Origin of the sequence: Flavobacterium sp. K5-23 (genome assembly GCF_023278045.1) — a bacterium.
Lineage (GTDB): Bacteria > Bacteroidota > Bacteroidia > Flavobacteriales > Flavobacteriaceae > Flavobacterium.
Map to the genome: position 1 here is coordinate 450,129 of NZ_CP056783.1, position 24,848 is coordinate 474,976.

Below are 24,848 nucleotides of genomic sequence, written 5' to 3' on the forward strand. Positions count from 1 at the left end.
AATTTGGAGTTACAAAATTACGTCTTATAAAACATTTGAAAAAAATATTCCAATGAAAAGAACATCTCTATTACTCTTCTTCACCTTTATTTTTTTTCAAATGTATGGACAAGGCCCTGATTCATTAGCAAAACCCCGTAAACTAAGTTACAAATCTTTTATTTTTCCAGCCCTTCTTACCACAAGTGGGATTGTAATGATAAATTCGGATTTCAGCAATAGACTTCAGGATCAATCCAATATTTTTTTTGGAGAAAATTTCAAAACAGGAACTGATAATTTCCTGCCCTTTGTTCCAATTGCCCAAATATATATGGGACCCGTTTTTGGTTTTAAACCAAAAGATAACATCTATAATCGAACTGTAGATTTGGCTGTCGCAAACACATTAACACTGGCTGTAGTTCAAGTGACTAAAAATCTAGTGCGTTATGAAAGACCGGATCAATCTAATAATTTAAGTTTCCCTTCTGGACATTCGGCTATTGCTTTTACTACGGCAGCACTATTATATCATCAATATAGAGATTCTAATATGTGGTACGCCACAAGTGGTTTCCTTTTTGCAACCGCTACTGGCGTACTCCGAATTGCAAACAATAAACATTTTGCTCCAGATGTGATAACCGGTGCCGGAATAGGTTTAGCATCAGGACTTTTAGTCTCTTATTACAATCCCATTCGAAACATCCGTTTTGGAAAAAACAAAAAAGCAACAGCATTACTGTATCCTCAAATTGGTAATCAAATTGGCCTGGGATTACTTGTCAGATATCAATAATCACAATTCAAAACGTTATAAACAAAAAAAGCCTTGAGAATATCAAGGCTTTTTTTTAAACTTACTTTTTTAATTAAAAAGGTAAATCGTCTGGCTCGTTTTCATTTAAACTAGTCGCTGGTTGAAAAGTCGCAGCAGCAGGCATTGGAGCAGATTGAGTAGGAGCATCAGCTGCCATTTTCTCAATTCTCCATCCTTGAATACTGTTGAAATATTTAGTTTCCCCTTGTGGGCTAACCCATTCTCTTCCTCTTAAATTGATTGAAACTTTTACAACATCACCTTCGCTATAACTGTTCAATAAATCACATTTATCTTGAGTAAACTCAATCATAATATGCTGAGGATATTGTTCTTCTGTAGTAACAACTAATTCTCTCTTTTTAAATGATGCACTAACTTGTTGTTCAGCGTTAACAACTTTTACTTTTCCTGTAACTTCCATCTTCGTTATTTTAATTGTTATTTAAGATTATTTTTTGGCAAGAAGCACTTTCCATGCGGAAAGAACGTCATTATCATTCAGATACTTTTTAGCTTCCTTATACACATTTTCCTGATCATCAGAGCTTAAAACGGCCTTAATGGAAAAATTCTGTTTTACAAATATACTAACTTCTTCTGTAGTGGGCAAGGCTTCTATATTTCCTAATTTACCCAAGTCATTTCCGTTAAAAACACTGCTTTTTTTAATTGCATCGGGAATGGCGTCAACACCTATCCCTAGTGTCACTAAAGGCTTAGGGACTTCAAAAAGCCCTTGATTTGATCTGGAATACCAGTTACCACCCAGTCTGGAAACTAAATCAATTTTATATTGATCAATCACTCCATTTTCGTCTAAAATAGCTTCGTCGATATGAATTCTTACGACTTCACAAAGAATTAAATTTCCCGCACCACCCTCAGTTCCCAGTGGAATAATTTGGCTTACTTTACACTCAAACTGCACTGGTGATTCTTTTACTCTAAACGGCTTCACAACATCAGAAGCAACAGGCGTTAAACCTGATTTGATAAACTCATCTACCCCATCAGCATATTCCGTACTTGCAAGCGATGTTTGTTGAACTATATCAAAATTAACCACATTGATCACCACTTCTTTCGTCGCTTCGCAATTGATTAAAGTGTGTTTTATCGAATTGTCACGAACCCTTCTCGCAGGAGAAAAAACAAGAATGGGAGGATTAGCACTGAATACGTTAAAGAAGCTAAACGGAGACAAATTTGGCGTTCCATTTTCATCTACTGTACTTGCAAAAGCAATAGGTCTAGGCCCTACAGAACCTTGTAAATATCCTTGTAATTTAGCCGTTTCAATACTTTTTGGATCAATACTAATCATGCTTTTTTTGTTTATCCTTAATTAGGTTCGTTATTTTACAAAAGTAAGGAATCCGATTAAGGATTAAAAGGATGATTCCTGATTTAATCATAAAAATATAAATTGAAACAGTAAATCAATTCTTTATACTAAAATTGAAATATTCCCATATATATTTCGTTATATTTATACCTCAAAATCTCATTTATGCAGTTTTCTGAAAGAAGGAATACAAGTCGTTGGATTATCATATTCGCATCTTTTTTAATCATTTCGTTAATCCTTTGGAATACATATACTTTTTTTCAAATATTCAAAAACGAAGAACGATTAAAAATGAATCTTTGGGCAAAAGCTCAAAAGACGCTTATTAATGCTGGGGAGAATACTGATGTTGAACTTCCGCTACAAATATTCAGTGACAATACTTCAATTCCAATTATATTGACGGAGAATGACAGTATTATAAATACGGTAAACATCGATGAAGAAATCGTTAATAACCCTCAAAGAGCAACTACCTTTTTATTAAATTTAAAAGGCGAAAACAAACCAATCGTAATAGAATATGTCCCAGGAAAATTTCAAAATTTATATTATGGGAATTCGGCTTTACTCAATAAACTAAAATATTATCCCGTCGCTTTATTACTCATCATTGTACTATTTGCCGCCTTAGTCTATAATTTTTACAGAAGCACTAAAATTGCTACTCAAAACAAACTTTGGGCAGGTATGGCAAAAGAAACGGCACATCAAATAGGCACGCCACTTTCCTCATTAATAGGCTGGGTCGAAATATTGAAGGCCGATAATGTGGAGGAATCGACTACCTTAGAAATAGAAAGAGACATTGCCCGATTGCAAACTATTACTGATCGTTTTTCAAAAATAGGTTCGGAGCCCATTTTAGAAAAAAAAGACATTGTACAAGAGACTTTTGATTCTTATAATTACTTGCTTTCCCGTTTTTCGAAACAAATTGAATTCAGCTTTGAAGGTCCAAAATCACCTATTTACATTATGCTGAATCCTGTTTTACATAGCTGGACGATTGAGAATTTAGTGAAAAACGCCATCGATGCCATGAAAGGAAGAGGCAAGCTGACTTTGAAAATAGAAAACGATAAAGACTCCGTTAAAATCAACGTAGAAGACTCCGGAAGCGGAATACACAAAAACCAGCATTCAGCTATCTTTGAACCTGGTTTTACCACTAAAAAAAGAGGCTGGGGACTTGGACTTTCGTTAACCAAAAGAATTGTAGAGGAATACCACAAAGGAAAAATAAAAGTATTGCATTCAGAAATGGGTAAAGGAACAACAATCCAAATCAGTTTTAAGAAAAGTGATTTAGTTTAATGGAACTCCTGACAAAGACACTTTTGAGAACATTGTCTTTCTAACTAATTTAGATTTACTCAAATAGTTTTTTACAAACAAAGCGTGCTCTTCGGCTTGCGCCAAAGTAGTTTCAATCGTCTTTTTAACCGATGCTAAATTTGATGCGTTTTCTTTCCCTATCGAACCCACACTGTAAATTTCTTTTTGACATTTAGCTAGTTTCGCTCTTGGCACTTGAATCATCGTATTAATGTCATCATCCGGAAAAGTAGGTTTAAACATTTTGTTTCTATAATGAATAAAATCATTCAGTAAAACAACGGCTTCATTCATTTCATTCACAATGGAATTCAATTTATCGATATTTGTGTTTTGTCTTAAATAAGTCAAACGCTCCTTTTTATTTTCGTGACGCTCTAGAATCATTGCGTTTTTTAGACCGTTTTTAGCTATTCGTTCTGCTGATTCAAACAATTGGTCGCTCTCTGACAAGGCGTTGTACTTCATAATTTCTTTCTCGAAGTCAAAATATTTCTTGGCTTTATTGATTTGGGTTTTACCCTCATAAAATTCCCCATTAGTAATGGGATAATTTAAAAATTGCCATAAATAATCAAATGGAATGTGAGAAGCAATTATTTTAGCAGGCTCAGACTTGAAATAAGCATTGTTCAGTTTTTTATAAAATGCATTATTATAAACATATCCAGAACCCCAAGTTGGGTCAAATAGAAACCAAGAGCCATCGACTTTTGCAGCGGTCCAAGCGTGAGCCAAGTTCCCCACTTTTCCGTCCTTTTTTGTGTATCCTTCAATTATATAGGATTCTATTCCAACTTCCTTAGAAAGCGCATTGAAAACGACGGCATAATGGATACAAACCCCTTTTTTGGTTTGTAATGTTTCCGATATTTTTTCCTGTATTGAATTGTCAAAATTGACTGTAGCTAAATTTGCTAAATCGTATCTTATAGTAGAGGCAGTCCAATAAAAAGCGGCCCGGATTTTATCCGTTTCTGTTTTAAAATTTGCATTAATGTATTTAGCAATTGACGCTATAGATGTTGTGGATTTATCAGGAATAGCACTCATTTTAGCATCAACCAAAGCATAATTGGCATTGGCCTGACCAAAACTTAGTAGCGAAAAAAAGAAAAAATATAGTATGCAGATGTTTTTCATATTATAGGAATGTAGGCTAATCCATAAAATTAAAAAGGGAATAGATTTTCACCTATTCCCTTTTTAACGAAAACCATACCAATTTATTTTATTTCTAAAATATTACAGGTTAGCTTTAATACTTTCAGCTATAGTTTCAAATTCTTCTTTTGACAAAGACACTTTATTTTGAAAACGCATTTCATCCATTTCATTCAATGGAATAAGATGAACGTGCGCGTGTGGAACTTCAAGCCCTACAACAGCCATCCCAACACGTTTACAAGGAACCGCTTTCTCCAGAGCAATAGCTACTTTTCTGGAAAAATGCATCAATCCCAAATAATGCGCTTCATCCATATCAAAAATCTTGTTTACCTCAAATTTAGGGATACAAAGCGTATGCCCTTTTGCATTTGGATTTACATCCAAAAAAGCCAGGTAATTATCATCTTCCGTAATCTTATAACAAGGGATTTCTCCGTTTACGATTTTGGTAAAAATAGTACTCATCTTTTTATTTTAAGGTTTTAGGTTTAGGATTTTAAAAATACAGACTGCAAACTGCGGCTGAATACTGATCACTGGACTTAGTCGCGTGAAATTTCTAAAATCTCGAATTTAAGCACTCCGTTAGGAACCGTAATTTCGGCTACATCCCCTACTGATTTACCTAGCAATCCTCTACCTATAGGCGAAGTCACTGATATTTTTCCGGTTTTCAAGTCGGCTTCACTTTCAGCAACAAGAGTATATTTCATTTCCATTCCATTGGACTGGTTCTTGATTTTAACATTCGACAAAACCAATACTTTAGAAAGATCAAGATGCGTTTCATCAATAAGCCTTGCGTTAGAATGAACTTCTTCCAGCTTAGCGATTCTCATCTCTAACATTCCTTGCGCTTCTTTGGCCGCATCGTATTCTGCATTTTCAGATAAATCACCTTTATCTCTTGCTTCAGCAATATCTGCAGAAGCCTTTGGACGCATCACACTTTTTAAATAATCTAATTCTTCTCTTAATTTTTTTAATCCTTCTGCGGTATAATAAGATATTGCGCTCATAATTTGGGTCGTTTATATAAATAGAAAAAATCCCATCAGGACGGGATTTCTTTCCACAAAGATACTATTAATTATTTTTAGTCTATAATTATATGTTAATCATATCTAAGTCAAAGTTAAATAATTTAAATTTGTTTCACTAATACTTTTTATTTATTTTGAATTATGAAAAAACGTCTCCTTTTACTTCTTATGCTCCCTTTATTATGGGCTTGTAGTAATAACAGTCCGAATACTAATAATCCGTATTTACCTAATTATACCTTCACGATAGACATCAACACTAACTTGCCTGCGTATTCCAGTCTTAAATTCCCTAGTAACGCTATTTATTATCCTGGCGAGGGCGTAAAGGGGATAATTGTTTTCAATACCGGTAGCGGATACAATGCATTTGATGCCGCCTGCCCTAATCAAACACTCAGTAGCTGCTCGACAATGACCATAAAAGGGATTAATGTAATATGCGCCTGCGACTCGGCTGAATACAGTTTATTTACCGGACAGGGTGGCTTACAATATCCTTTGAAGCAATACCGTGTGGAGGTAAACGGAGCTGTTATTCGGGTTTATAATTAATTAATTACAACTTATAACTCACTGAGAATAAAAACACTCTAGGCAACACATACGTTGTACGTTCGCTTATCATATAATCCGAAAAGGAATAATCATTTTTCAGTTTGTTATCCAATAAATTATTGACCGACAATTCAAAACCGAAAGGGCTGTTCTTTTTTTGATAGCGAAGCGCTGTATTGGCTATATCATAAAAATTACTCTGATTGTTATTGTTCGTGTTTTTCAAGTTTTCATACGACAATTTAAGCGTCCAAAACTTAAAGAAAGTAGCTTCGAAGTCAGAATTAAAAGCATCTGTCTCGAAATTTGATTTGGTTAAACCTGAAAACTGACTGTAGCCTTTATTGTATCCAACACTGAAATCTGGCCATTTCCTGTAGGCTGTTTTAAAAGTAATCCCAACATTTTGACTTGTTCTATCATTTGCAGTTGTGATTGCATTAACTGTTTGCAGGTAATTAAACCAACTTAAACGTGTATTTAGCTTAACACTAAAACGGTAGATTTTTTTAGTAAAAGATCCGTTAGCACTGTAATTCGTTTCAGGATTATCACTTAAAATGGGGATGTTAAACTGGTTTATTCCATCCAGCTCAATTTCGTTTCTAAAGGCTTTTATTTTCTTGGTGTAATTCAGCATTCCGTTCCAAGTAACTCCTCGATACATATTCATTTTTGAATACCTTAAACTGGCAGTATGGAATTTTTCATTTTGCAAAAGCGCATTCCCTTTGTAAACCAAATTATAATTTTGGAGCGTGAATTGATTCGCCAGTTGGCTTACTTCCGGAAAATCGTTATTAATTTTATAATTGAAATGCAAAGACTCCGATTTATTAAACTCATATTCACTGTCCCATTGCGGTTGAAAAAGGGTTTTGGACAATGTATAATCCGTTGCAACTTGATTTGTCGTCAAATGATACCAATGTAAATACAATCCAGGCTTATTCGTCCATTTTCCTATTCTAAACTTGTACTCCAGACCTACATAAGCGTCGTTTAATTGATACTTTACTTGATTCCCAAAACCGGCAAACGCAAAATCATTTACGGCATCATTTGTCAACAACTGTTTCTCAGCAGTATTAAAACGAGCCGTTGCAAAATTATTACCCACATTAGTATACAAATGATTGAAATTATTAAGAATCCAATAATGCTTGAACAAAGCATCCACACTATTCGTTTTTACCTTCTTGACCTGAGTAACGGTGTAGGTCAAATCATCCTGTAGCGGAATTAACCCTCCCAAGAACGGCTGATTCGTAAACCAGTTATTTTGCGGCCTGTTGTCATCATAAGCCTGATTGACCACAAAAGTGGTGGTGTGATGCAAGTTGTAGCTTTTATGCCACTCCATGTATTGTTTTATCGAAGTATTATCGGCTTTGGAAATACTTTCAAAGAGACTGGAATTGATGTTTGTAATAGAATTTATTGTTCGAGACAAGTCATTTGTGCTCGATTGGTATTGTGCGTTGTAATACCATTTTTCTTTTTTATTGGGCGAATAATCCAGTTTCACATTCCCTAATCCTAATACGGATTGATTGCTGCCGTTTTGTAATTTATTTTCGAAAGCAATACTGCTGTTATTCAAATACTCGTTATTGCTTTCCGTTTTTGATGCGGTAAACACTTTAGAAAATATACCAAAACCTGAAATAGATAACTTAGGCGAGGTATCGTGACTGAAATTTACGGCTCCAAATTGTGATTTATTCTCCACCACGTCCTTATTGTCATTAGCAAAAGAATACAAGTTAGTCAATGCTTTCCTGCCCGAAAGAAAAGAGCTCATTCCCCCGCCAAAACGCATTAAATCATCAAACGTAAAGGTTCTCTTCCCGATGTTGTTCCTATCACCTATGAAACTCAAATTGGTTTTGGGCGCATAATAAAACAAGGCGGTATGCCCCAGATAAAAACCGTTATCAGCGTTACCTACCTCAGCACCGGCCTCAACATCCCCAAAAACAAATTTCTTTTTCTCTTTTTTAAGTTTTACGTTTATTGCCAAGTCATCACTATCAGAAACCTGCTTCATAAAACCCACTTCGTTAAAGTTGTCAATAACTTCAATTTTATCCAGTGCATTCGCCGGAATGTTCTCGACCGCTAACTTCGTGCCTCCTCCAAAGAATGATTTACCCTCGACAAGCATTTTGGTCACTTTCTTTCCTTGTACCGTTACCCCACCGTTTTTATCGACCTCAACACCAGGCAGTTTTTCCAGGATTTCTTTCATCTTGCGTTCGTTTCCGTTGGCAAAACTTTTCACATCAAAAATCAGGGTGTCTTTTTTTATGATAATGGGTTTGAACTCGTGCTTAATGACAATTTCCTTGAGCTGCTCGCCTGAGGGTTTAAGTTTAAAATCGTGAGTTGCCACAGTAGTATTAGCCTCTAACATTACCATTTCCTCCACAAAACCAATATAGGAAACCGTGATTTCGTATTTTACCTCTTTGTCGAGTTCTAGTCTATAACGGCCCCTATTATCAGCAATGGCAAATTTCAGGCTTGCTTTTTCCTGCAATGGTTTGGCAATTACGTTGGCGGATTCCAGCGGCTTATTGACATCATCAGAAACCACACCGGTTATGGTATGGGTTTGGGAGTAAGAAATATTGGCAAAAAATAAAAATAGTAGGATTCTGAACATAAGGGTTAAGAGATGAATTTATTTGGAATTTGGTTGACAAGACTACATTGATGGTTTACATTCCCATTTGTACTTTCATCTTTTTATCATACTCTTCTTTTGGTATGGTTTTACCTTTTGGAAAATCTATAAAAACCTCCTTGCTGCATAGAACTATATTAGTGGCTAAATAATTATAATTGTCTTAGAGGGATACATTGAACTAATAAATATTTTGAAATTCATTCCGGTTAATTACTGTTTTTCTTTTCTATTAAATCATTCAATTCCTCTTCTTCAATTACTCTATATTTTTTTAATTCTTCAATGACAGTATCGTTTACATTCAATTGTATAGTTTTGGCTCCATAAACGGCATCTTTAGTTTGTAGTTCTAGAATCAATCCTGGCAAGTTTCCATAATTAAGCGGTCCATAAGGAAATGGAATTTGAGGACAATACCAAGCCGTAATAGGGTGTCTAAATGTTTTTTCTTTATGTACTACAATATTTTCCGTGGTGGCTTTGTAGCAAAGATAATTGTCAATTAATTTGGTTTCATTTAATAAAATCCAGTTATCAACTACTCCTTTTTTTTCTATATAATCACCAATTCCTATAGAACTTCCTTCTCTATATATCGAGTCTTTTTTAGTTAAAACTCTCCCTGAATAATTAATCTTTACATCCCCTAATTCTGCAGCTTTATCATCTGAATACATTTTCTTTTCTTTGACAAATAATGATTTTTCTTTATTGAATTTTAGTTTGAAATCAAATTCTTTAATTACAGAATAAAAATTTACATTCATTGACAGCATCATTTTTTCTAATTGGCTATCTTTATTTTCGGTAACGGTAACACTATAATTAACAACACCTCCTTTTAGCTGTGCATTACTGCTAACCACAACCATAAACAACAGTAATAATGTATATATTTTCATATTTTAAAGATTAAAATAAGCAAGTGGATATTAATAATAAATGACATCAAAAATTTAAATTTATTAGCAACAAACTATTTGAAATTTTCAAAACTTTTTATTGTAAAATCAGCGTATTCTTTCTCAGTAACAAACTTTCCTTGAACTGGTTTGTTCAAATTAATATTAGCCTTTTTAATATCAAATGTTACGCTTGTTGCATAAAAATAGCTGATTCCATTTAAACTTCCCTCAAGAACAAGTCCGGGCAAGCCATCTAAACCCAAAGGCCCAAAAGGGGCTGCAATCTCAGGAGCAAACCAAACGGTTGAGTTAAAAACCAGCTTTTTATTACGAATAACATCAAATTCTTCCCATTGACAATTTGCTTTATAACATTTGTAACCACTTATAGTTTTAGTTTCAGTTGAAATTTGCCACTTATACTGCTCAAAGGGCATAATGATATTTAGTATTTCACCAAACTCCTCAGTATGTTTAATCTTAGTACCCGCAATGATATCTTTATAATATTGGCCTTCTGCAAAAACTGCCGCTAATTGATAAGAAATATCATTATTCAGCTCTAATTTATCAATCATTTTAAAAACACTTTTACTTTTAGTGTAATACAATCCACATTCAATTTTATCAAATGCACTAATCATTTCTTCATATTGTAAATTTTTTGGAGAATTATTTACATTAACTTGTTGCATTTCTGCCATTTTATAAACAACATAATTTACAACATCGCTTACACCTTTATTATCATTCTTATCTTGACTACATACAACACTAATGTTAAAGACCAAGAGTATAAATACCAATGCTTTTAATTTCATAATAAATTTATAAAAAATAAACAAATTTGACAAAAATCAAATTTGTTTATATATTAATAATATAGAACTAGACTTTCATCTATGCTTCAGTGATTTTATTCTCTTGCATACATTTATCATAATTTATCTTATAAATCATTTGCCATTGAGCTGGGCTATAGCATCTGCCACTAGATGCTTCCGTTTCACTTGTTTTCTGCGCAGCAGTTGTAACGCAATCAGTAAACAAAATCTTTTTCTCACTAACTTCTTTAGTTCCCGCAAAACTTGTTGCACTAAACGCCACCACTGCAAGAGCGGTAAATACTAATTTTTTCATTTTTAATTCTGGTTTAAATTTATACTATTTTTCTTGGTTAACCATCACAAATATGAAAAAAAAAAAAAACTAAATTAAAGAATACGCTTACTATTTTAACGTTTATTTAACAAGTGAATATTTATACCTAAATTAAGGGAATTGCCGCAATTAACATAAACCACAACTGAGTCGTACATTTTCTTGAAGTGGCTTAGCAATTACGTTGGCGGATTCCAGCGGTTTATTAATATCGTCAGAAACCACAGCGGTTAGGGTATGGGTTTGGGAAAAAGAAATGTTGGCAAAAAATAAAAATAGTAGGATTCTGAACATAAGGGTAAAGAGATGATTTTATTTGGAATTTGGTTGACAAGACTACATTGATGGTTTACATTCCCATTTGTACTTTCATCTTTTTATCATACTCTTCTTTTGGTATGGTTTTACCTTTTGGAAAATCAATTTGGAGTTCTTTATCTTGCGAGATATGTATAGATGTCGCATAAAAAGTGGTCTCTAAATCTTGCACTTCTAATATAAGACCTGGCAAGCCATTAAAATATTTTGGGCCGTAGCTGTAAGGCAAACTTGGAGCAAACCAGGTTGTAATAGGTCTGTTCCTGTTTTCACCAGCTCTATTGACAAATTTGAATAGATAGATCGCTTTGTAACATAGATAATCCCCAATCATCTTACTCTCTGTTGTGATTTCCCATTCTAACTTTTTATGTGGTTTGTTAATTAATTGTCCGTTCTCTATACGCTCTATGGCCGTATTGGTGCTTTTATCATAAAAATAATCACTCCCGTTAGTCACTATAAAGGCCATCGATCTGGCAAATTTTCTTAAACTTCTATCTCCATCCTCAGTAATTAAATAACTGTCCAAAACAGAACTTGATTTTTCATTATTAAAACTCAACGTAACAGTTTGTTTGTTGGCAATTTCAATTGTAGCTGCATTTAATTCGTTGAATTCTGATTTTTTGTTATCTTCCCCATATCCTACTAATTGAATTTTATAAATCACTTTACCGGAAAGAGCTTGGCTGTAACAGCCCAACATTGTTGTTAAGGCGATATAAAAGAATAATATTTTTAATTTTTTCAATGTTATAAATTTTAATAAGTATTAATTAATTTTTGGAAAGATTTGATGTTTAAAGATAAACTGTATATCCGCTTTGCTTAATATTTGAATTTTTAAGCAATCTAAAACTCATTGAATTTGTCAAGAGCTTCGTCTATTTCTCTATCATTTAATATTTTTATTTTCTCTAACGATTTAATGTCAAAATCTAATTCGCTGTCAAGCTTTATACTTTTTGCGCCAAATACAACATTTCTTACTTGGAGTTCTAAAACTAAACCGGGTAAATTCCCATAGCCATTCGGACCATAGGGATAAGGTAATTCAGGGCAATACCAAGCTGTCACTGGATGGTTAAAAGTTTTTACGTCATTAATAACTTTTTTTACATTAGTAGCTTTATAGCACAAATAATTATCTATTAATTTTGTCTCATTACTTAAAACCCAATTGTTTTTTAAATTACCCTCTGTATAAATATTTTTACCCAATAAAACATTTTGAGATACTATTTTATCTTTTAAAGTGTAAACAATCCCCGAATAACTTGATGTTGCCAAAATAAAATTAGCAGAACCAGCATTACTATCAATTTCTAAATTTTCTTTAATTAAAAATTTAGAACCGTTTTTTGTTATAATTAATTGAAATGATACTTTTCCACAATCAACAATAGCGTTTTCAAAATAGCTCCTCAGCGTTGAATTATTTTTAAATAAATCTGGCTCGTTTTGAATTATCAACCCATATTCTACATAAATATTTTTCTCTTGTCCATAGCCAAGAGTTGATAATAAAATTGTTAAAAATAGAATTTTTATTTTCATATTCCGTATATTAAAACACACCTAAATCAATGAAATTGACGTGTTTATAAATTGCATTAATTTTAGTTATTATTATTCTTTTGTCAACCCCATACACATAAAATATACTGAATATGACATCCTAGACGCATCTTCTTTGCTGAATCCAGCAGCTCTAGCATCAACATATGCAACAAACTTTGCCGCATTACAATCTGTTATAACAAAAACTTTTTTCATAATTATTTTTTTTGCATTATCTGTGGCTCGCACACTCGCCATTGTAACTCCACTAAACGCTACCACTGCAACAGCGGTAAATACTAATTTTTTCATTTTTAATTCTGGTTTAAATTTATACTATTTTTCTTGGTTAACCATCACAAACATAAAAAAAAATAAAAACTAAATTAAAGAATAAGCTTACTATTTTAACGTTTATTTAACGAGTATATTCTATTTGCTTGTGTTTAGACAAAAAAAAATCCTGACAGCATAACCGTCAGGATTTTTACAATAAAAAAAGTTTCAACTTTAGAACTTTAACGTCAAGCCCAGAAGGAAATTAATTCCAGCCTGAGGATAATATCCTGCTCCTTCAATAGTTGTAATTTGGTTTGCATTGCTCCAGTTGTCATCATAGGTGTAGAAAAAACCATTAGACTCATATTTGTAATCAAAAACATTGTTTACCAATCCTGATAATAGTATTGATTTAAAAACAGACTTAGGTATAAACTCATAAGAAACATTCAAGTCGTTTACAAAGTAAGACTTTAGTTTAGAACCCTCTGAGTCGATATTCCCCATGTATTGCTCTCCAACAATTTTCGACAAAAATGACATTTGTAAATTAGCCATAGGCATATACGTAATGATGTTTCCAGCAATAAAATTAGGCGAGTACGCTATATTTGTGTTACCTAACGCTGTTAACATACCATCACGTTCAAAATGGAAATCTTTATTCTTATTAGTACTAATAGTAACATTAGGGCGAATGATTAAATTATCCAAAACCGCAACGGTAGCGTCAATCTCTAATCCTAAACGGTAACTGTCTCCACTGTTTTTGCGTATAGGTGCACCTACATCATCCAGTTCTCCAGTAAGAATCAGTTGGTCTTTGTATGCCATATAATACACGTTAGCATTCAATTTCACTTTTGAAGTGCTATGACGCAATCCCAGTTCAAAATCATTTAGTTTTTCCGGTTTTGGTGTTCCGTTTTTGTAATCAGTTCTATTAGGTTCGCGATTCGCTCTTGCATAAGAAGCATACAGTTGGTTTTTTGAATCAATATCAAAATTCACTCCTGCTTTTGGGTTAAAGAAATTAAAATTATCGTTTACCCTACCCGTTTCAACAGCATTAGCTTTGTAATGCACGTTTCTAACTTGTAAATCCCCAAAAAGACTCCATTGACCTGTCACTTGGTAATTTGCTTTCGCAAAAATGTTTCCGTCCGTTTTAGTTGCGAAATCATCATAATAACGATCTCCTAATTCGCTTTTTGAAGCATTACGAGCCCAAATCACTTTTCCAAAATGACTTCCTTCATATTTATTATATCCTCCTCCAAAAATCACATCCAGCTTTTCATCCTTGTAATTAGCCGAAAAAGTAGTTCCGTAGAAATCATTGTCCAACCATTTTTGACGAATTAAATCGGTTTTATTGATTGTTGTTCCGCCTATAACTATTGGAGTTAATCCATAAGCCGAGAATTTGGCGTTCTCTTTGTAGTTTTCATAATATCCTTTCCCTTTAGTGTAAAAAACCGCTAGGTTAGTACTCCAATTATTCGAAAATTTCTCATTCCAATGCAATTGCGAATGATCTTGTTGGTAATTATCGGTTTCATTATCGTAGAATCTGATTTTCCCAAACTCATCTGTAAACATTCCCGCAGTATTGAAGGTACGGTCATTTTCCAGTTTATCTAAATCCTCTAAACCATTCCATGACTGGTAGGTTTTTTCTTTTCCACCAAAAACCAATGCTTTGATTAAAGTGGTATTTCCTATGTAAGTCCCTTGCAAGAAATACGATTTTAAATCAGAACTGGCGCGATCAATAAATCCATCAGACTTTAAAGCTGACAAACGTCCAGCCAATTCAAAATGATTGTTTATTAAACCGGTACTGAATTTTACGGTATGTTTTCGAGTATTGAAACTCCCTATAGAATTAGAAATCTCCCCATTACTTTCTTTAGCATAACTATCCGTAAGCATGTTCAGGCTTGCGCCAAATGCTCCCGACCCATTTGTAGATGTTCCTACACCGCGTTGCAACTGTAAACTTTCAACAGAAGAAGCGAAATCAGGCATATTTACCCAATAAGTACCATGACTTTCGGAGTCATTGTATGGAATTCCGTTTATGGTAACGTTAACCCTTGTTGCATCGCTACCACGAACACGAATGCCAGTGTATCCCACACCATTTCCAGCATCAGAGGTAGTAACTACTGATGGAAGGTAATTCATTAAAATAGGGATGTCTTGGCCTAGATTTCTAAACTTGATGTCCTTTTTGTTTAGATTACTGAAACTTACAGGCGTTTTCTCAGTAACACGAACAGCCGAAACCAAAACCTCATCGAGTTTATTGATTTTAGTGGTGTCTTTTACTTGAGAAAAAGAAGATAGAGAACAGAAAATAGAAAATAGAAATAAGAAAAATGTCCTGTGATTTACACTTTTTTGCAACTTTGAGACTTTGCTCCCGAAATTTCGAGATTGAGACTTTGCAACTTTGAGACTAATAATAGTATTCATCCGTAAAAGATAATTACGAATAAAAGGGGCAATTATTCTTTTTGTTAATTGAATATTGATTGTTTCCTAGGACAAACAAATCGCATGAATGCAATAAATTTATCATTTTTTCCCTTGACAACATTACTCGTCCAGGTTCGTTGGGTATAATCTCAGCTCGTTATTTAGAGCACCCCTTTGAGACGGGGCAAATTTATAAAAGATTTTAAATAAAACACCTAATATAAAATTTAATATTAAACTTATTTAAAAGCTCGTTTTCTATTGAAATAAAACTAGGCTTTTGAAAGAATCGTTTTTAAATCTAAACCTTTAATGGGTTTATTCATATAGCCCTGAACAAATGGATAAACCATAGCCTTTTCCCTGTCACCATCAGAAATTGAACTTGTAACAATAACGACTTTTAAATTATGTGAAAATGAATTTAACCTTTCCAGCAGTTGGAAACCATCCATAACTGGCATATTTAAATCTAATAAAATTACAGTGTTCTCTAGTCTGCCACAATTCTCATTAATAAAATTTAAAGCAACATCCGATTTAACATAACTTGCTATTGAACTACTGTTGAAATGTTTTTTAATTTCGAATTCAATTAAAAACAACATTATTTTATCGTCATCTATCAATATAAAATTTGGATTTCCCATACTTAAAATTCTATTTTCACTGTGGTACCTTTACCTATATTACTTTCGATTTTAATTGTGCCATTGTGATTTTCAACAATCAATTTAGTCAAGTACAGTCCAATTCCTGTACCTGCATTCTCATGATGGTAGCGTTTAAACGGTTTGAAAAGGTTCTCTTTTTGAAAACCAGAGTCAAACCCAATACCATTATCCTTTATTAAGATAGACCTAATTCCTTTATCTAAATGAGTACTAATTTCAATATGCTTTATTATGTCAGGATTATCCGAAGCATATTTAACAGCGTTGCTTAAAATATTTTGCAAAATACTTTTTAAATGTATGACTGAAATTAAAAAAGTAGGACATTCAGAGAAATCAGCTTTAACCTCTATGTCCTTTTTATCAATAAGATAGTTAAGTTGTAAAATTACATCGTTAAAAACAGGCTCGATATTTTGTTCAATTTTGGCCTCTTTTGTTAAACTTTCTTTTTGTTTAATAACTGTAGTCAAACTATCTATCGTTGTTTTCATCAAATCTACACTGGCACAAGCGTAACCAATCATCTCAGAATTTAAATCCGGGTCAATATTCTCCTCTTTCATATGACACAGTAATCCTTCAAGATTTGTCAAAGGGCTTCTAAGATCATGGGAAGCTATTAAAGTCAATTGTGTTAATTCATTATTGTTTTCAACCAATTTTTTATCAACTATGATTCTTTTTTTTAATTCTAAAACTAATTTTTGGTTTTTATCAAATAAATTCTTCCCAACCTTGTTTAAAATGTTATTAAAAATAAAAGACAGAATCGATATCATCAAAACGGAAATTAATATTAAATAGAATATAGTTCTCTTCAAGTCATCCAAATGAATTGAATTATCATGTAACACGAAAACACGACCATATTCTTTTTTATCAAAATTAAGCAAAGACAATGATTTTGAAAAATAGTCAATGCCATTCAGTTTTAAAGTAGTTATTGAGTCTAATTTTATTTTTTCTTCAATTAAACCTTTATCAAATTTAGTTTTACTAGGAAGAGTTGACCAATCTAAAAGTAGGGTGTCTTTCCCTTTTATAAACAAACCAAACTTTTCAGTCTTATCTTTATCAAAATTTATATTAAAACCATTTTTCTTAGAAAAAAAAAGAAAATCCATATGGGTTTGCTTTGAAGTTTCTTCTAATATTTTATTAAAATTCTTCCCAACAACTACGTATCCCACAACTTTTTGAGCAGCATCCCGCACTGGTATAACTACTTTTAAAGTTACATTAGAATATGTTCCTGAACCAATATGAAAAAAGCTTGTTCCAGAATTAGAAGCTTTTTTAAATACATCTAGTTGAGATATGTTTTCGCCAAATTGATTTGGGAGGTGGTTTCTATATATTAGAATCCCTTTATCTGAAATAAAATTTAACAAATCGGGTTTTAAATCTAAATGCGTTTTTTTATAGGATTCTGAAATTTCCTGTAATTGCAATCGATTATTTGATTTTAAGGCCTCAATGACAGATTCGTTTCTACTCAATCTATCAAGATATAACTTTAGATTTAAAGCTTCTGATTGAATTTTATCTTCGAGCATCTTGTCAATATTTTGATACTCAAACGAAACCTCTTTTTCAATTGCAGTCTTTTGTAAAAAATAAATACTAATCAGCGATACCGATATAAAAGTAATCGCAAACAAAAAAAAGGGAATAAAAATAGACTTTTTAAGACCTCTAATGGCGACTAATTTTTTTAATATTTGCTTCAGGCTTCTCTCCATTTCTTTTTTTAACTCAAAAAGTATATTATTAATTGAACTACAAAAAACATTAATTATGATGCTTTTGATATTGATAAATAAATTACGTTTTTCAAATGTAAAACATATTTGAAACATATTATCCAAGAGAGCAATTTAACATATTTAGCGTTGAATATTCAAAAAAAAAAAAATACAGCGTAACTCTTATTTCACAATTAACAAACCAAATTAAGTAAAATAATCACATACTCCTAATTTTAATTGTTGTAATATCAATAAATTCATGTCATTATAGGCAATAAACATACGGGATTTTAAATAATAATTACAATCAAAAACACCTTAAATAATAAATTTATAATTCAACACTTTATATAAATTTCAAGTTACAGTTAATCCAAATCAGGTTTTTTTCTGTTTTGCTTAACCTGAGACACGTTTTTTTTATTTTTAATTCGCTTTCTAATGGCGGATTTTGGTATTTTAGTAGCCTTTCTTTCCTTGGGAATTATCAGTCCTTTTTTGATAAGTTCCAAAAACCGTTTGGTAACTATTTCTTTATTTTTAAGTTGGCTTCTGTCTTCATCACAATTTAAAATCAGGACTAAATCAGTGGTTAATCTAGTGGAAAGATTTATTTCAAGTAATGCCTTTTGATCTTCAGACAGTGTTTGCGAATTTTTCAAATCAAATGTCAAAACGACTTTCGACGAAACCTTATTTACGTTTTGCCCTCCGGCACCACTGCTACGAACGGCTTTATACTGTAATTCGGATATGAGTTTATGAATTTCCATTAGACTAACAAGTGCAATTAATTATTTTGGCTGATGTGTTGACTTTAATAAGTCATTGACATTTTTAACAGGATTAAAAGTTATCAAAGGCACTTGAACAAAAACTGTCAACCAGTTTGCCATAGCACCATTCCATAAACCCGGTAATTCGTACCCTTTTATTTTTTTTCCATTCATCTCTTTATAAACCACAAAGCCACTGTTATGATCTATATATTTATCTAAATCAAAAACTTCATTCTTATAATTCTTAATTCCGCAGACCAAATCCACCGGATTAAAATGTGTCGCGCTTGAAAGAATTTTTGCTTGATCTTCATTAGTCAAATCAACTTGGGTAGCCTCAACAATTTGGAGGGAAATTTTATCATTTTCATTTCGAACCCAAAACGGTCCGCCCCCAGGTTCTCCTTCATTTTTAACCATACCGCAAATTCGAATAGGTCGATTTAATACCGATTTAATCTTTGCAATTCTATTTTCAAAAGGCAAAGAATCAAATTCATCAGGCAAATCGATATTCAATTTGCCTTTTATAAAAAAAACAAGTTCGATACTGTTTTCGTGGTCAAACTCATTTGCATCTATTGCATCTAAATAAGCAAATATTTGTTGTTGTAATTCTATCAAAATTCCTGCTAATGCTTTTTTATAAAGTGCAATTTCTTCAATATTACTTTGTATAACATTATCAATGTTTTTAATAAAAACAACATCAGCATCTAACTTATTTAAATTTGCTATTAAAGCCCCGTGTCCTCCTGGTCTAAAAACCAATTTACCATTTTCGCCCCTAAAAGGCTCATTGTCTATACCCACAGCTATAGTATCAGTAGACCTACTTTGATACGAAAAATCAACTTCAATGGCATTACCAGATTGAATTTCAATCCCTTCTTTTACATCATTTATAATTGCTTCAAACTGATTTTGATGTTCTTCGCTAACTGTAAAATGCAAATGGGATTGATTATTTACACTAGAATAAAATGCTGTTTCATACAGCTGTTCTTCAACTGCTGTTGCAATATGTGAGCTGTATTTATGAAACGGGAGTACTCCTTTTGGTTTATTAGCATAATCAAAATAATCAGGAGCCAATAATAATTTTATAAAATAGTAGTTTTTATAATCCCTTTCAATGGAATCAAAATCAGGAAACTCTTCTTTTAATTTTTCATAAACGAAATCAAAAAAAGGCAATTTATCCATACCCACAATAAAAACAGGTAATTCACTGTCTTTTTTTCTATTTATATACGCATTGATGCTTTCGTTTAAAAAATCGAACTCATTTAAAAATGTTGTCAAAAAACTAAACATTCTACTGGCAGCTCCTGAAGCAGGAACAAATTTCATTAGTTTTAATTTTGAATTATTGGCATCAAAAAAAGCGGCTTTATTTTCAATCTCTAAAGTTGAAAACTTTTGTATTCCATCAAATAAAGTAGCAGGGTTAACTAATTCCGTTTTTGGGATTCCATTTTTAAAAATATCGAGTTGTTTTTGAATGTTTTCAACAGCAATTTCTTGATCGTATATTTGAACATACTCATTTGAAGAAAACCCCATTTCTTTGGCTTTGGCCAAGGAATCTATAATTGTAATTGCTTGTTGCAATCGAAATTCTTTATCTCCTGAAAGTGTGATAAATGGCTTTTTGCCGTCAATTAATGATTGTTTGAATACTGAAAACACAGAAGCTCTTCCTTCAGGTTTATCTCTTAAATCATCTTTTTCCCAGGGCACATCTATGTCCGTAAGAAAAAATAAATCGTATTGATGCTCTTTAGCTGCTTTTTCTAATACTGGATCACAATAGTTATAGTACAACTCTGAGAACACTTTGGTTACCATTAAATTAGTATCACAAAAAAGATACTTATTAGCCTGCGTTACTTTCTTGTTTTCTAGTTGGGTTTGACCATACGCAATAGGTAGCATATCATTAACATCACATATTTGCTGTTTATCATCCCATTTATTTTGTAGATATTCGCGCGCAAATTCAGGAACCCAGTCCGTTTTATAATATTCGGCGAGTTGAATAGCCAAGGTTGTTTTTCCTGTACTCTCAGGACCAAACATAGCTATTTTTATTATTTCAGACTGTTGCTGTTTAAGATTCTCTTCCATTCTATATAAGCTGAAATAGCTAAAATTGTAAATATTAAATACTGTAACGCTAACATCCCAAGTCCTCTATAGGCATATAATGGCGTCACAATTACATCTCCGATTATCCAAAGGATCCAGTTCTCGATTTTCTTGTTGGCCATATACCACATTCCTGTAAAAAAGATACCTGATGCCAGAATGTCAAAATAATTATCGATATGAATTTCATAATCGAAAATTCTATAAATCGCGAAAACTACAACAATTGTAATTAAAAACAAGACCACGCCTATTATTTTTTCTTTAGCATTTGTTCTTGTAATGGGCAATTCTTCAGTGTCATTTTCTTTTTTGTTCCATTTATACCAACCGTAAATGCTCATAATCGAAAAATAACCATTGATCATCATATCTCCTAGATAACCCGCTGTAAAAAGCAAATACACCGAAATAATTGTGGCAATTAACCCCGTAGGATAAACTAATATATTTTCTTTTTTAGCAAACAAAACGCTCAGGATTCCAAATACAAAAACTATAAATTCCAACACAATTTGGGTTGTACTGGCTTCTTTATATGCATTTAAAAAAAATTCAATCATTATTTATTCATTAAAAAAATTGATATTGTTTTCAAATGCCGTTCCTATGACAACTAAATCAGCTCCCGCAACATAAGCATTTTGAATTCCCTGCAAATCTACAATTCCCCCGCCAACAATTAATGGAATTCTGATGTTTTGAGCTACTAATTCAATCATTTCTAATGGAACCGCTTGTTTTGCCCCGGAACCCGCTTCTAGATACACTAATTTATTTCCCATCATTTCACCAGCCATCGCTGTCGCGAGCGCTAGATCAAGACTCGTTCTATCCATAGGTTTTGTTCCACTCACTCGCGCCACGGCCGTTTCGCTTCCGCTTTCAATAAGTAAGTAGGCTGTTGGGATTATTTCGAGTTGAGTTTGTCTTAAAACAGGCGCCGCTTTCACTTGATGTTCTATTAGATATTCCGGATTTCTTCCTGATAGCAACGAAAGGAACAATATCGCATCAGCTTCATTTGAAATCTGGGATGGGTTCCCAGGAAAAAGAACCATTGGCAAATTGATTTTTCGTTTTAATCGAATAATTAACTCGTCAATTCTATGGGATTCTACCAAGCTTCCGCCAATAAAAATATGAGTGGCGGGAGACTGGTTGATTTTAAGAATCAGATTGTCTAAATTCTCCCAAGCAATTTTATCCGGATCAAGAAGAATGGCAAGAAGCTTTTTGGACTCGGTTTTTGACTGGACTATTTCGTTATAAATGTTTGTCATTATTTGGTTCGTGGACAACACGGTTTTTTTACTGAATACTGTTTTTATTATTAATACTAGCTTGTAATGGAACGGTGCTTTTTACTGCTTTTTTTACTTAAAACTGAACACTGATTACTGTTTTCATTATAAATACAAGCTTATTATTTCACGCAGATAACATGGATTTAAGCGGATTAACACTAAAAACTGACCACCGATTACTGACAACTGATTACTGATCACTGAATATCGATCACTTTTCCTCAAAAGCATAAACAAGACCAAATCCTTCTATTTCTTCGTGAAATATATTAAAACCCTTGATTAAATCATCAAAATGAAGTTCTGCTTTAGTTTCTATATCTTCTAGTTCGAATGCTTTTACATTTATATGATCTTTGAAGCTGATGCCTTTCTCATTCCGAATTTTAAAAATGGCTTCTTTGGCTCCCCAAATTACCGTGAGTTTCTTTATGTATTCTTCACTATTATTTAGGTCCAAATAATCGAATTCTTGATCTACAAATTTATCAGCTATCTTGATGATTTTCTCCCTTTGCAATTCGATATCGATTCCTGCGGTTTCATCGCTTATAATAATAGCCGAAAAATGATGGGAGTGCGTAATCGAAATGTACTTGTCATCTGCGAGATGCGGCTTACCGAATTCGTCATAATACAAATCCAAATCAGTGTAGCCAGCTTCTTGCAAGAGTTTGCGAACGCTAAGGAAACCTCTTTGATGCATTTCGGATTTCATACCGTCAAGCCTGATTTGGTTTTTGTCGTTTAACTTCACTGTTTTAAATAAATCATCATAAGACTCGGTGATTTTCCAAATAAAAATTTGTGTAGAGGAATTAAAATGTATGGTTTTATGTAAAGGCATTTATTTATATTGAGTTATAAATTATGAATTATAAGTTCATAAAAGCGCTGATTTTGTTTTAGCCCCGATGGAAACGGCATCCCACGCTTTTTTTTGGCGTGGATATAGTGTACAGCGGGAAATTGCTCCTAACTATTACAAAGTCGTGGGTAAAAATAAAATTATTACGCTAATATTCAAAAGATTAAGACCTTAAACATTTCATAAATATTATAGAAATTGGTGTTTTTCTAAAGATATTGCGTAATTTTGCAAAAAATTTATAATTACAAATATACTATAAATGAGTACTACAACTATGCCTTTTGTGGCTTTCAAAGTAAAAGACATCTCTCTAGCGGCCTGGGGAAGAAAAGAAATTGAACTAGCTGAAGCAGAAATGCCAGGTTTAATGGCACTTCGTGCTGAATATAAAGACGAACAACCACTTGCTGGTTCTCGTATTGCTGGATGTTTACACATGACAATCCAAACTGCAGTTTTAATCGAGACTTTAATCGCTCTTGGTGCTGAAGTTACTTGGTCTTCTTGTAACATTTTCTCTACTCAAGATCAAGCTGCTGCTGCCATGGCTGCTGCAGGAATCCAAGTTTACGCTTGGAAAGGTTTGAACGAAGTGGATTTTGACTGGTGTATCGAGCAAACACTTTTCTTTGGTGAAGATAGAAAACCATTAAATATGATTCTTGATGACGGTGGAGATTTGACTAATATGGTTATTGACCGTTACCCAGAATTAGTTGCTGGAATTAAAGGTTTATCTGAAGAGACTACAACTGGAGTTCACAGATTATACGAAAGAGTAAAAGCTGGAACCTTACCAATGCCTGCTATCAATGTTAACGACTCGGTTACTAAATCAAAATTTGACAACAAATACGGTTGTAAAGAATCAGCAGTTGATGCTGTTCGTCGTGCAACTGATATTATGCTTGCTGGTAAAAGAGTGGTTGTATGTGGATACGGTGACGTAGGAAAAGGAACTGCTGCTTCTTTTAGAGGTGCTGGATCTATTGTTACAGTTACTGAAATCGACCCAATTTGTGCTTTACAAGCTGCAATGGACGGTTTTGAAGTTAAGAAATTAAACACTGTTGTTGGAAATGCTGATATCATCATCACAACTACTGGAAATAAAGATATCGTTCTTGGTTCTCACTTTGAGCAAATGAAAGATAAAACTATCGTTTGTAACATCGGACATTTTGATAACGAAATCGCTGTTGCTTGGTTAAACACTAATCACGGAGCTTCTAAAGTAGAAATCAAACCTCAGGTTGACAAATATACCATTAACGGTAAAGATATCATCCTATTGGCTGAAGGTCGCTTAGTGAACCTTGGTTGTGCTACAGGTCACCCAAGTTTTGTAATGAGTAACTCATTTACAAACCAAACTTTGGCTCAAATCGAATTATGGAAAAACAGTGCATCTTACGAAAATGACGTATACATGTTGCCAAAACACCTTGACGAGAAAGTAGCAATGCTTCACTTGGCTAAACTAGGAGTTGAATTGGAAACTTTACGTGACGATCAAGCTGCTTACATTGGTGTTCCAGTTGACGGTCCATTCAAACCAGAATACTACAGATACTAGGGAGTCATTGCGAGGAACGAAGCAATCTCACTATAATTTTCAAAACCCTTGCAGCGATGCGAGGGTTTTTTGTTT

24 protein-coding genes are annotated in these 24,848 nt (G+C 33.1%); 4 read left to right on the forward strand and 20 right to left on the reverse strand.

What is annotated here, in order from left to right; all coding sequences use genetic code 11:
• The first annotated feature begins 52 nt into the window (after positions 1–52).
• Complete coding sequence (locus FLAK523_RS02095; protein WP_248906063.1) at positions 53–781, forward strand: phosphatase PAP2 family protein; 729 nt, start codon at positions 53–55, stop codon at positions 779–781.
• Positions 782–854: 73 nt separating this feature from the next.
• On the opposite strand, the gene FLAK523_RS02100 is transcribed toward FLAK523_RS02095, so the two are convergent.
• Together FLAK523_RS02100 and FLAK523_RS02105 are read right to left on the reverse strand one after the other, a co-directional pair.
• Positions 855–1,226, reverse strand: coding sequence for a DUF3127 domain-containing protein (locus tag FLAK523_RS02100; RefSeq protein ID WP_248906065.1), 372 nt, complete (start codon positions 1,224–1,226; stop codon positions 855–857).
• A gap of 27 nt (positions 1,227–1,253) precedes the next feature.
• Positions 1,254–2,129 carry a flavin reductase family protein gene (locus tag FLAK523_RS02105; RefSeq protein ID WP_248906067.1) on the reverse strand — a complete coding sequence of 292 codons (876 nt, stop codon included), beginning with the start codon at positions 2,127–2,129 and terminating at the stop codon, positions 1,254–1,256.
• A gap of 186 nt (positions 2,130–2,315) precedes the next feature.
• Between FLAK523_RS02105 and FLAK523_RS02110 the strand changes: the two genes are divergently transcribed.
• Positions 2,316–3,470: a HAMP domain-containing sensor histidine kinase gene (locus tag FLAK523_RS02110; protein WP_248906069.1), complete on the forward strand. Its 1,155-nt coding sequence runs from the start codon at positions 2,316–2,318 to the stop codon at positions 3,468–3,470.
• Here FLAK523_RS02110 and FLAK523_RS02115 read toward each other — a convergent pair.
• The 3 genes from FLAK523_RS02115 to greA form a co-directional block, all read right to left on the reverse strand.
• Positions 3,462–4,634, reverse strand: coding sequence for a transglutaminase domain-containing protein (locus tag FLAK523_RS02115; protein ID WP_248906072.1), 1,173 nt, complete (start codon positions 4,632–4,634; stop codon positions 3,462–3,464). The genes FLAK523_RS02110 and FLAK523_RS02115 overlap by 9 nt on opposite strands.
• A 102-nt stretch (positions 4,635–4,736) precedes the next feature.
• Positions 4,737–5,126 carry an HIT family protein gene (locus tag FLAK523_RS02120; protein ID WP_248906074.1) on the reverse strand — a complete coding sequence of 130 codons (390 nt, stop codon included), beginning with the start codon at positions 5,124–5,126 and terminating at the stop codon, positions 4,737–4,739.
• A gap of 77 nt (positions 5,127–5,203) precedes the next feature.
• Positions 5,204–5,680 carry a transcription elongation factor GreA gene (gene greA / locus FLAK523_RS02125; RefSeq protein WP_248906076.1) on the reverse strand — a complete coding sequence of 159 codons (477 nt, stop codon included), beginning with the start codon at positions 5,678–5,680 and terminating at the stop codon, positions 5,204–5,206.
• A 165-nt stretch (positions 5,681–5,845) separates the two neighbouring features.
• On the opposite strand from greA, the gene FLAK523_RS02130 reads away from it, so the two are divergent.
• Complete coding sequence (locus tag FLAK523_RS02130) at positions 5,846–6,259, forward strand: hypothetical protein (RefSeq protein WP_248906079.1); 414 nt, start codon at positions 5,846–5,848, stop codon at positions 6,257–6,259.
• 4 nt (positions 6,260–6,263) lie between these two features.
• On the opposite strand, the gene FLAK523_RS02135 is transcribed toward FLAK523_RS02130, so the two are convergent.
• From FLAK523_RS02135 to FLAK523_RS02205, 15 genes are all read right to left on the reverse strand, one after another.
• Positions 6,264–8,930 carry a carboxypeptidase-like regulatory domain-containing protein gene (locus tag FLAK523_RS02135; RefSeq protein WP_248906081.1) on the reverse strand — a complete coding sequence of 889 codons (2,667 nt, stop codon included), beginning with the start codon at positions 8,928–8,930 and terminating at the stop codon, positions 6,264–6,266.
• A 230-nt stretch (positions 8,931–9,160) separates the two neighbouring features.
• Positions 9,161–9,856 carry a GLPGLI family protein gene (locus tag FLAK523_RS02140; protein ID WP_248906083.1) on the reverse strand — a complete coding sequence of 232 codons (696 nt, stop codon included), beginning with the start codon at positions 9,854–9,856 and terminating at the stop codon, positions 9,161–9,163.
• Between the two features lie 74 nt (positions 9,857–9,930).
• Positions 9,931–10,680 carry a GLPGLI family protein gene (locus FLAK523_RS02145; RefSeq protein ID WP_248906085.1) on the reverse strand — a complete coding sequence of 250 codons (750 nt, stop codon included), beginning with the start codon at positions 10,678–10,680 and terminating at the stop codon, positions 9,931–9,933.
• 79 nt (positions 10,681–10,759) lie between these two features.
• Positions 10,760–10,999: a hypothetical protein gene (locus FLAK523_RS02150; RefSeq protein ID WP_248906087.1), complete on the reverse strand. Its 240-nt coding sequence runs from the start codon at positions 10,997–10,999 to the stop codon at positions 10,760–10,762.
• Positions 11,000–11,369: 370 nt separating this feature from the next.
• The gene (locus FLAK523_RS02155; RefSeq protein WP_248906089.1) at positions 11,370–12,092 is read right to left on the reverse strand and encodes a GLPGLI family protein; all 723 of its coding nucleotides are present in this window, start codon (positions 12,090–12,092) and stop codon (positions 11,370–11,372) included.
• A 101-nt stretch (positions 12,093–12,193) separates the two neighbouring features.
• Entirely contained in the window at positions 12,194–12,898 is a 705-nt protein-coding gene (locus tag FLAK523_RS02160; protein ID WP_248906091.1) for a GLPGLI family protein, read from the reverse strand.
• A gap of 72 nt (positions 12,899–12,970) precedes the next feature.
• Positions 12,971–13,213 (reverse strand): hypothetical protein, encoded by a 243-nt coding sequence (locus FLAK523_RS02165; protein WP_248906093.1) that lies wholly within the window; start codon positions 13,211–13,213, stop codon positions 12,971–12,973.
• 198 nt (positions 13,214–13,411) lie between these two features.
• Positions 13,412–15,661, reverse strand: a complete 2,250-nt coding sequence (locus FLAK523_RS02170; protein WP_248906095.1) for a TonB-dependent receptor — start codon at positions 15,659–15,661, stop codon at positions 13,412–13,414.
• Between the two features lie 275 nt (positions 15,662–15,936).
• Positions 15,937–16,314, reverse strand: coding sequence for a response regulator (locus FLAK523_RS02175; RefSeq protein ID WP_248906097.1), 378 nt, complete (start codon positions 16,312–16,314; stop codon positions 15,937–15,939).
• Between the two features lie 2 nt (positions 16,315–16,316).
• Complete coding sequence (locus tag FLAK523_RS02180) at positions 16,317–17,897, reverse strand: ATP-binding protein (RefSeq protein WP_248906099.1); 1,581 nt, start codon at positions 17,895–17,897, stop codon at positions 16,317–16,319.
• Positions 17,898–18,457: 560 nt separating this feature from the next.
• Positions 18,458–18,862, reverse strand: a complete 405-nt coding sequence (arfB, locus tag FLAK523_RS02185) for an alternative ribosome rescue aminoacyl-tRNA hydrolase ArfB (RefSeq protein WP_248906101.1) — start codon at positions 18,860–18,862, stop codon at positions 18,458–18,460.
• A 21-nt stretch (positions 18,863–18,883) separates the two neighbouring features.
• Positions 18,884–20,998: a DUF4301 family protein gene (locus FLAK523_RS02190; RefSeq protein WP_248906103.1), complete on the reverse strand. Its 2,115-nt coding sequence runs from the start codon at positions 20,996–20,998 to the stop codon at positions 18,884–18,886.
• A complete protein-coding gene (gene pnuC / locus FLAK523_RS02195; RefSeq protein WP_248906106.1) occupies positions 20,962–21,582 on the reverse strand; it encodes a nicotinamide riboside transporter PnuC in 621 nt (206 codons plus the stop codon). The genes FLAK523_RS02190 and pnuC overlap by 37 nt, the downstream gene beginning before the upstream one ends.
• A 3-nt stretch (positions 21,583–21,585) precedes the next feature.
• On the reverse strand, positions 21,586–22,302 hold the full coding sequence (locus tag FLAK523_RS02200; protein ID WP_248906108.1) for a geranylgeranylglyceryl/heptaprenylglyceryl phosphate synthase: 717 nt from the start codon (positions 22,300–22,302) through the stop codon (positions 21,586–21,588).
• 235 nt (positions 22,303–22,537) lie between these two features.
• Positions 22,538–23,173: a 4'-phosphopantetheinyl transferase superfamily protein gene (locus FLAK523_RS02205; RefSeq protein WP_248906110.1), complete on the reverse strand. Its 636-nt coding sequence runs from the start codon at positions 23,171–23,173 to the stop codon at positions 22,538–22,540.
• A 283-nt stretch (positions 23,174–23,456) separates the two neighbouring features.
• Between FLAK523_RS02205 and ahcY the strand changes: the two genes are divergently transcribed.
• Positions 23,457–24,773 (forward strand): adenosylhomocysteinase, encoded by a 1,317-nt coding sequence (ahcY, locus tag FLAK523_RS02210; protein WP_248906112.1) that lies wholly within the window; start codon positions 23,457–23,459, stop codon positions 24,771–24,773.
• The last annotated feature ends 75 nt before the right edge of the window (positions 24,774–24,848 follow it).

What these genes read in the sequence shown, in the direction of transcription:
- FLAK523_RS02095 (WP_248906063.1), top strand. Translation starts at nt 53, where the DNA reads ATGAAAAGAACATCTCTATTACTCTTCTTCACCTTTATTTTTTTTCAA.
- FLAK523_RS02100 (WP_248906065.1), bottom strand. Translation starts at nt 1,226, where the DNA reads ATGGAAGTTACAGGAAAAGTAAAAGTTGTTAACGCTGAACAACAAGTT.
- FLAK523_RS02105 (WP_248906067.1), bottom strand. Translation starts at nt 2,129, where the DNA reads ATGATTAGTATTGATCCAAAAAGTATTGAAACGGCTAAATTACAAGGA.
- FLAK523_RS02110 (WP_248906069.1), top strand. Translation starts at nt 2,316, where the DNA reads ATGCAGTTTTCTGAAAGAAGGAATACAAGTCGTTGGATTATCATATTC.
- FLAK523_RS02115 (WP_248906072.1), bottom strand. Translation starts at nt 4,634, where the DNA reads ATGAAAAACATCTGCATACTATATTTTTTCTTTTTTTCGCTACTAAGT.
- FLAK523_RS02120 (WP_248906074.1), bottom strand. Translation starts at nt 5,126, where the DNA reads ATGAGTACTATTTTTACCAAAATCGTAAACGGAGAAATCCCTTGTTAT.
- greA (WP_248906076.1), bottom strand. Translation starts at nt 5,680, where the DNA reads ATGAGCGCAATATCTTATTATACCGCAGAAGGATTAAAAAAATTAAGA.
- FLAK523_RS02130 (WP_248906079.1), top strand. Translation starts at nt 5,846, where the DNA reads ATGAAAAAACGTCTCCTTTTACTTCTTATGCTCCCTTTATTATGGGCT.
- FLAK523_RS02135 (WP_248906081.1), bottom strand. Translation starts at nt 8,930, where the DNA reads ATGTTCAGAATCCTACTATTTTTATTTTTTGCCAATATTTCTTACTCC.
- FLAK523_RS02140 (WP_248906083.1), bottom strand. Translation starts at nt 9,856, where the DNA reads ATGAAAATATATACATTATTACTGTTGTTTATGGTTGTGGTTAGCAGT.
- FLAK523_RS02145 (WP_248906085.1), bottom strand. Translation starts at nt 10,680, where the DNA reads ATGAAATTAAAAGCATTGGTATTTATACTCTTGGTCTTTAACATTAGT.
- FLAK523_RS02150 (WP_248906087.1), bottom strand. Translation starts at nt 10,999, where the DNA reads ATGAAAAAATTAGTATTTACCGCTCTTGCAGTGGTGGCGTTTAGTGCA.
- FLAK523_RS02160 (WP_248906091.1), bottom strand. Translation starts at nt 12,898, where the DNA reads ATGAAAATAAAAATTCTATTTTTAACAATTTTATTATCAACTCTTGGC.
- FLAK523_RS02165 (WP_248906093.1), bottom strand. Translation starts at nt 13,213, where the DNA reads ATGAAAAAATTAGTATTTACCGCTGTTGCAGTGGTAGCGTTTAGTGGA.
- FLAK523_RS02170 (WP_248906095.1), bottom strand. Translation starts at nt 15,661, where the DNA reads ATGAATACTATTATTAGTCTCAAAGTTGCAAAGTCTCAATCTCGAAAT.
- FLAK523_RS02175 (WP_248906097.1), bottom strand. Translation starts at nt 16,314, where the DNA reads ATGGGAAATCCAAATTTTATATTGATAGATGACGATAAAATAATGTTG.
- FLAK523_RS02180 (WP_248906099.1), bottom strand. Translation starts at nt 17,897, where the DNA reads ATGCTCGAAGATAAAATTCAATCAGAAGCTTTAAATCTAAAGTTATAT.
- arfB (WP_248906101.1), bottom strand. Translation starts at nt 18,862, where the DNA reads ATGGAAATTCATAAACTCATATCCGAATTACAGTATAAAGCCGTTCGT.
- FLAK523_RS02190 (WP_248906103.1), bottom strand. Translation starts at nt 20,998, where the DNA reads ATGGAAGAGAATCTTAAACAGCAACAGTCTGAAATAATAAAAATAGCT.
- pnuC (WP_248906106.1), bottom strand. Translation starts at nt 21,582, where the DNA reads ATGATTGAATTTTTTTTAAATGCATATAAAGAAGCCAGTACAACCCAA.
- FLAK523_RS02200 (WP_248906108.1), bottom strand. Translation starts at nt 22,302, where the DNA reads ATGACAAACATTTATAACGAAATAGTCCAGTCAAAAACCGAGTCCAAA.
- FLAK523_RS02205 (WP_248906110.1), bottom strand. Translation starts at nt 23,173, where the DNA reads ATGCCTTTACATAAAACCATACATTTTAATTCCTCTACACAAATTTTT.
- ahcY (WP_248906112.1), top strand. Translation starts at nt 23,457, where the DNA reads ATGAGTACTACAACTATGCCTTTTGTGGCTTTCAAAGTAAAAGACATC.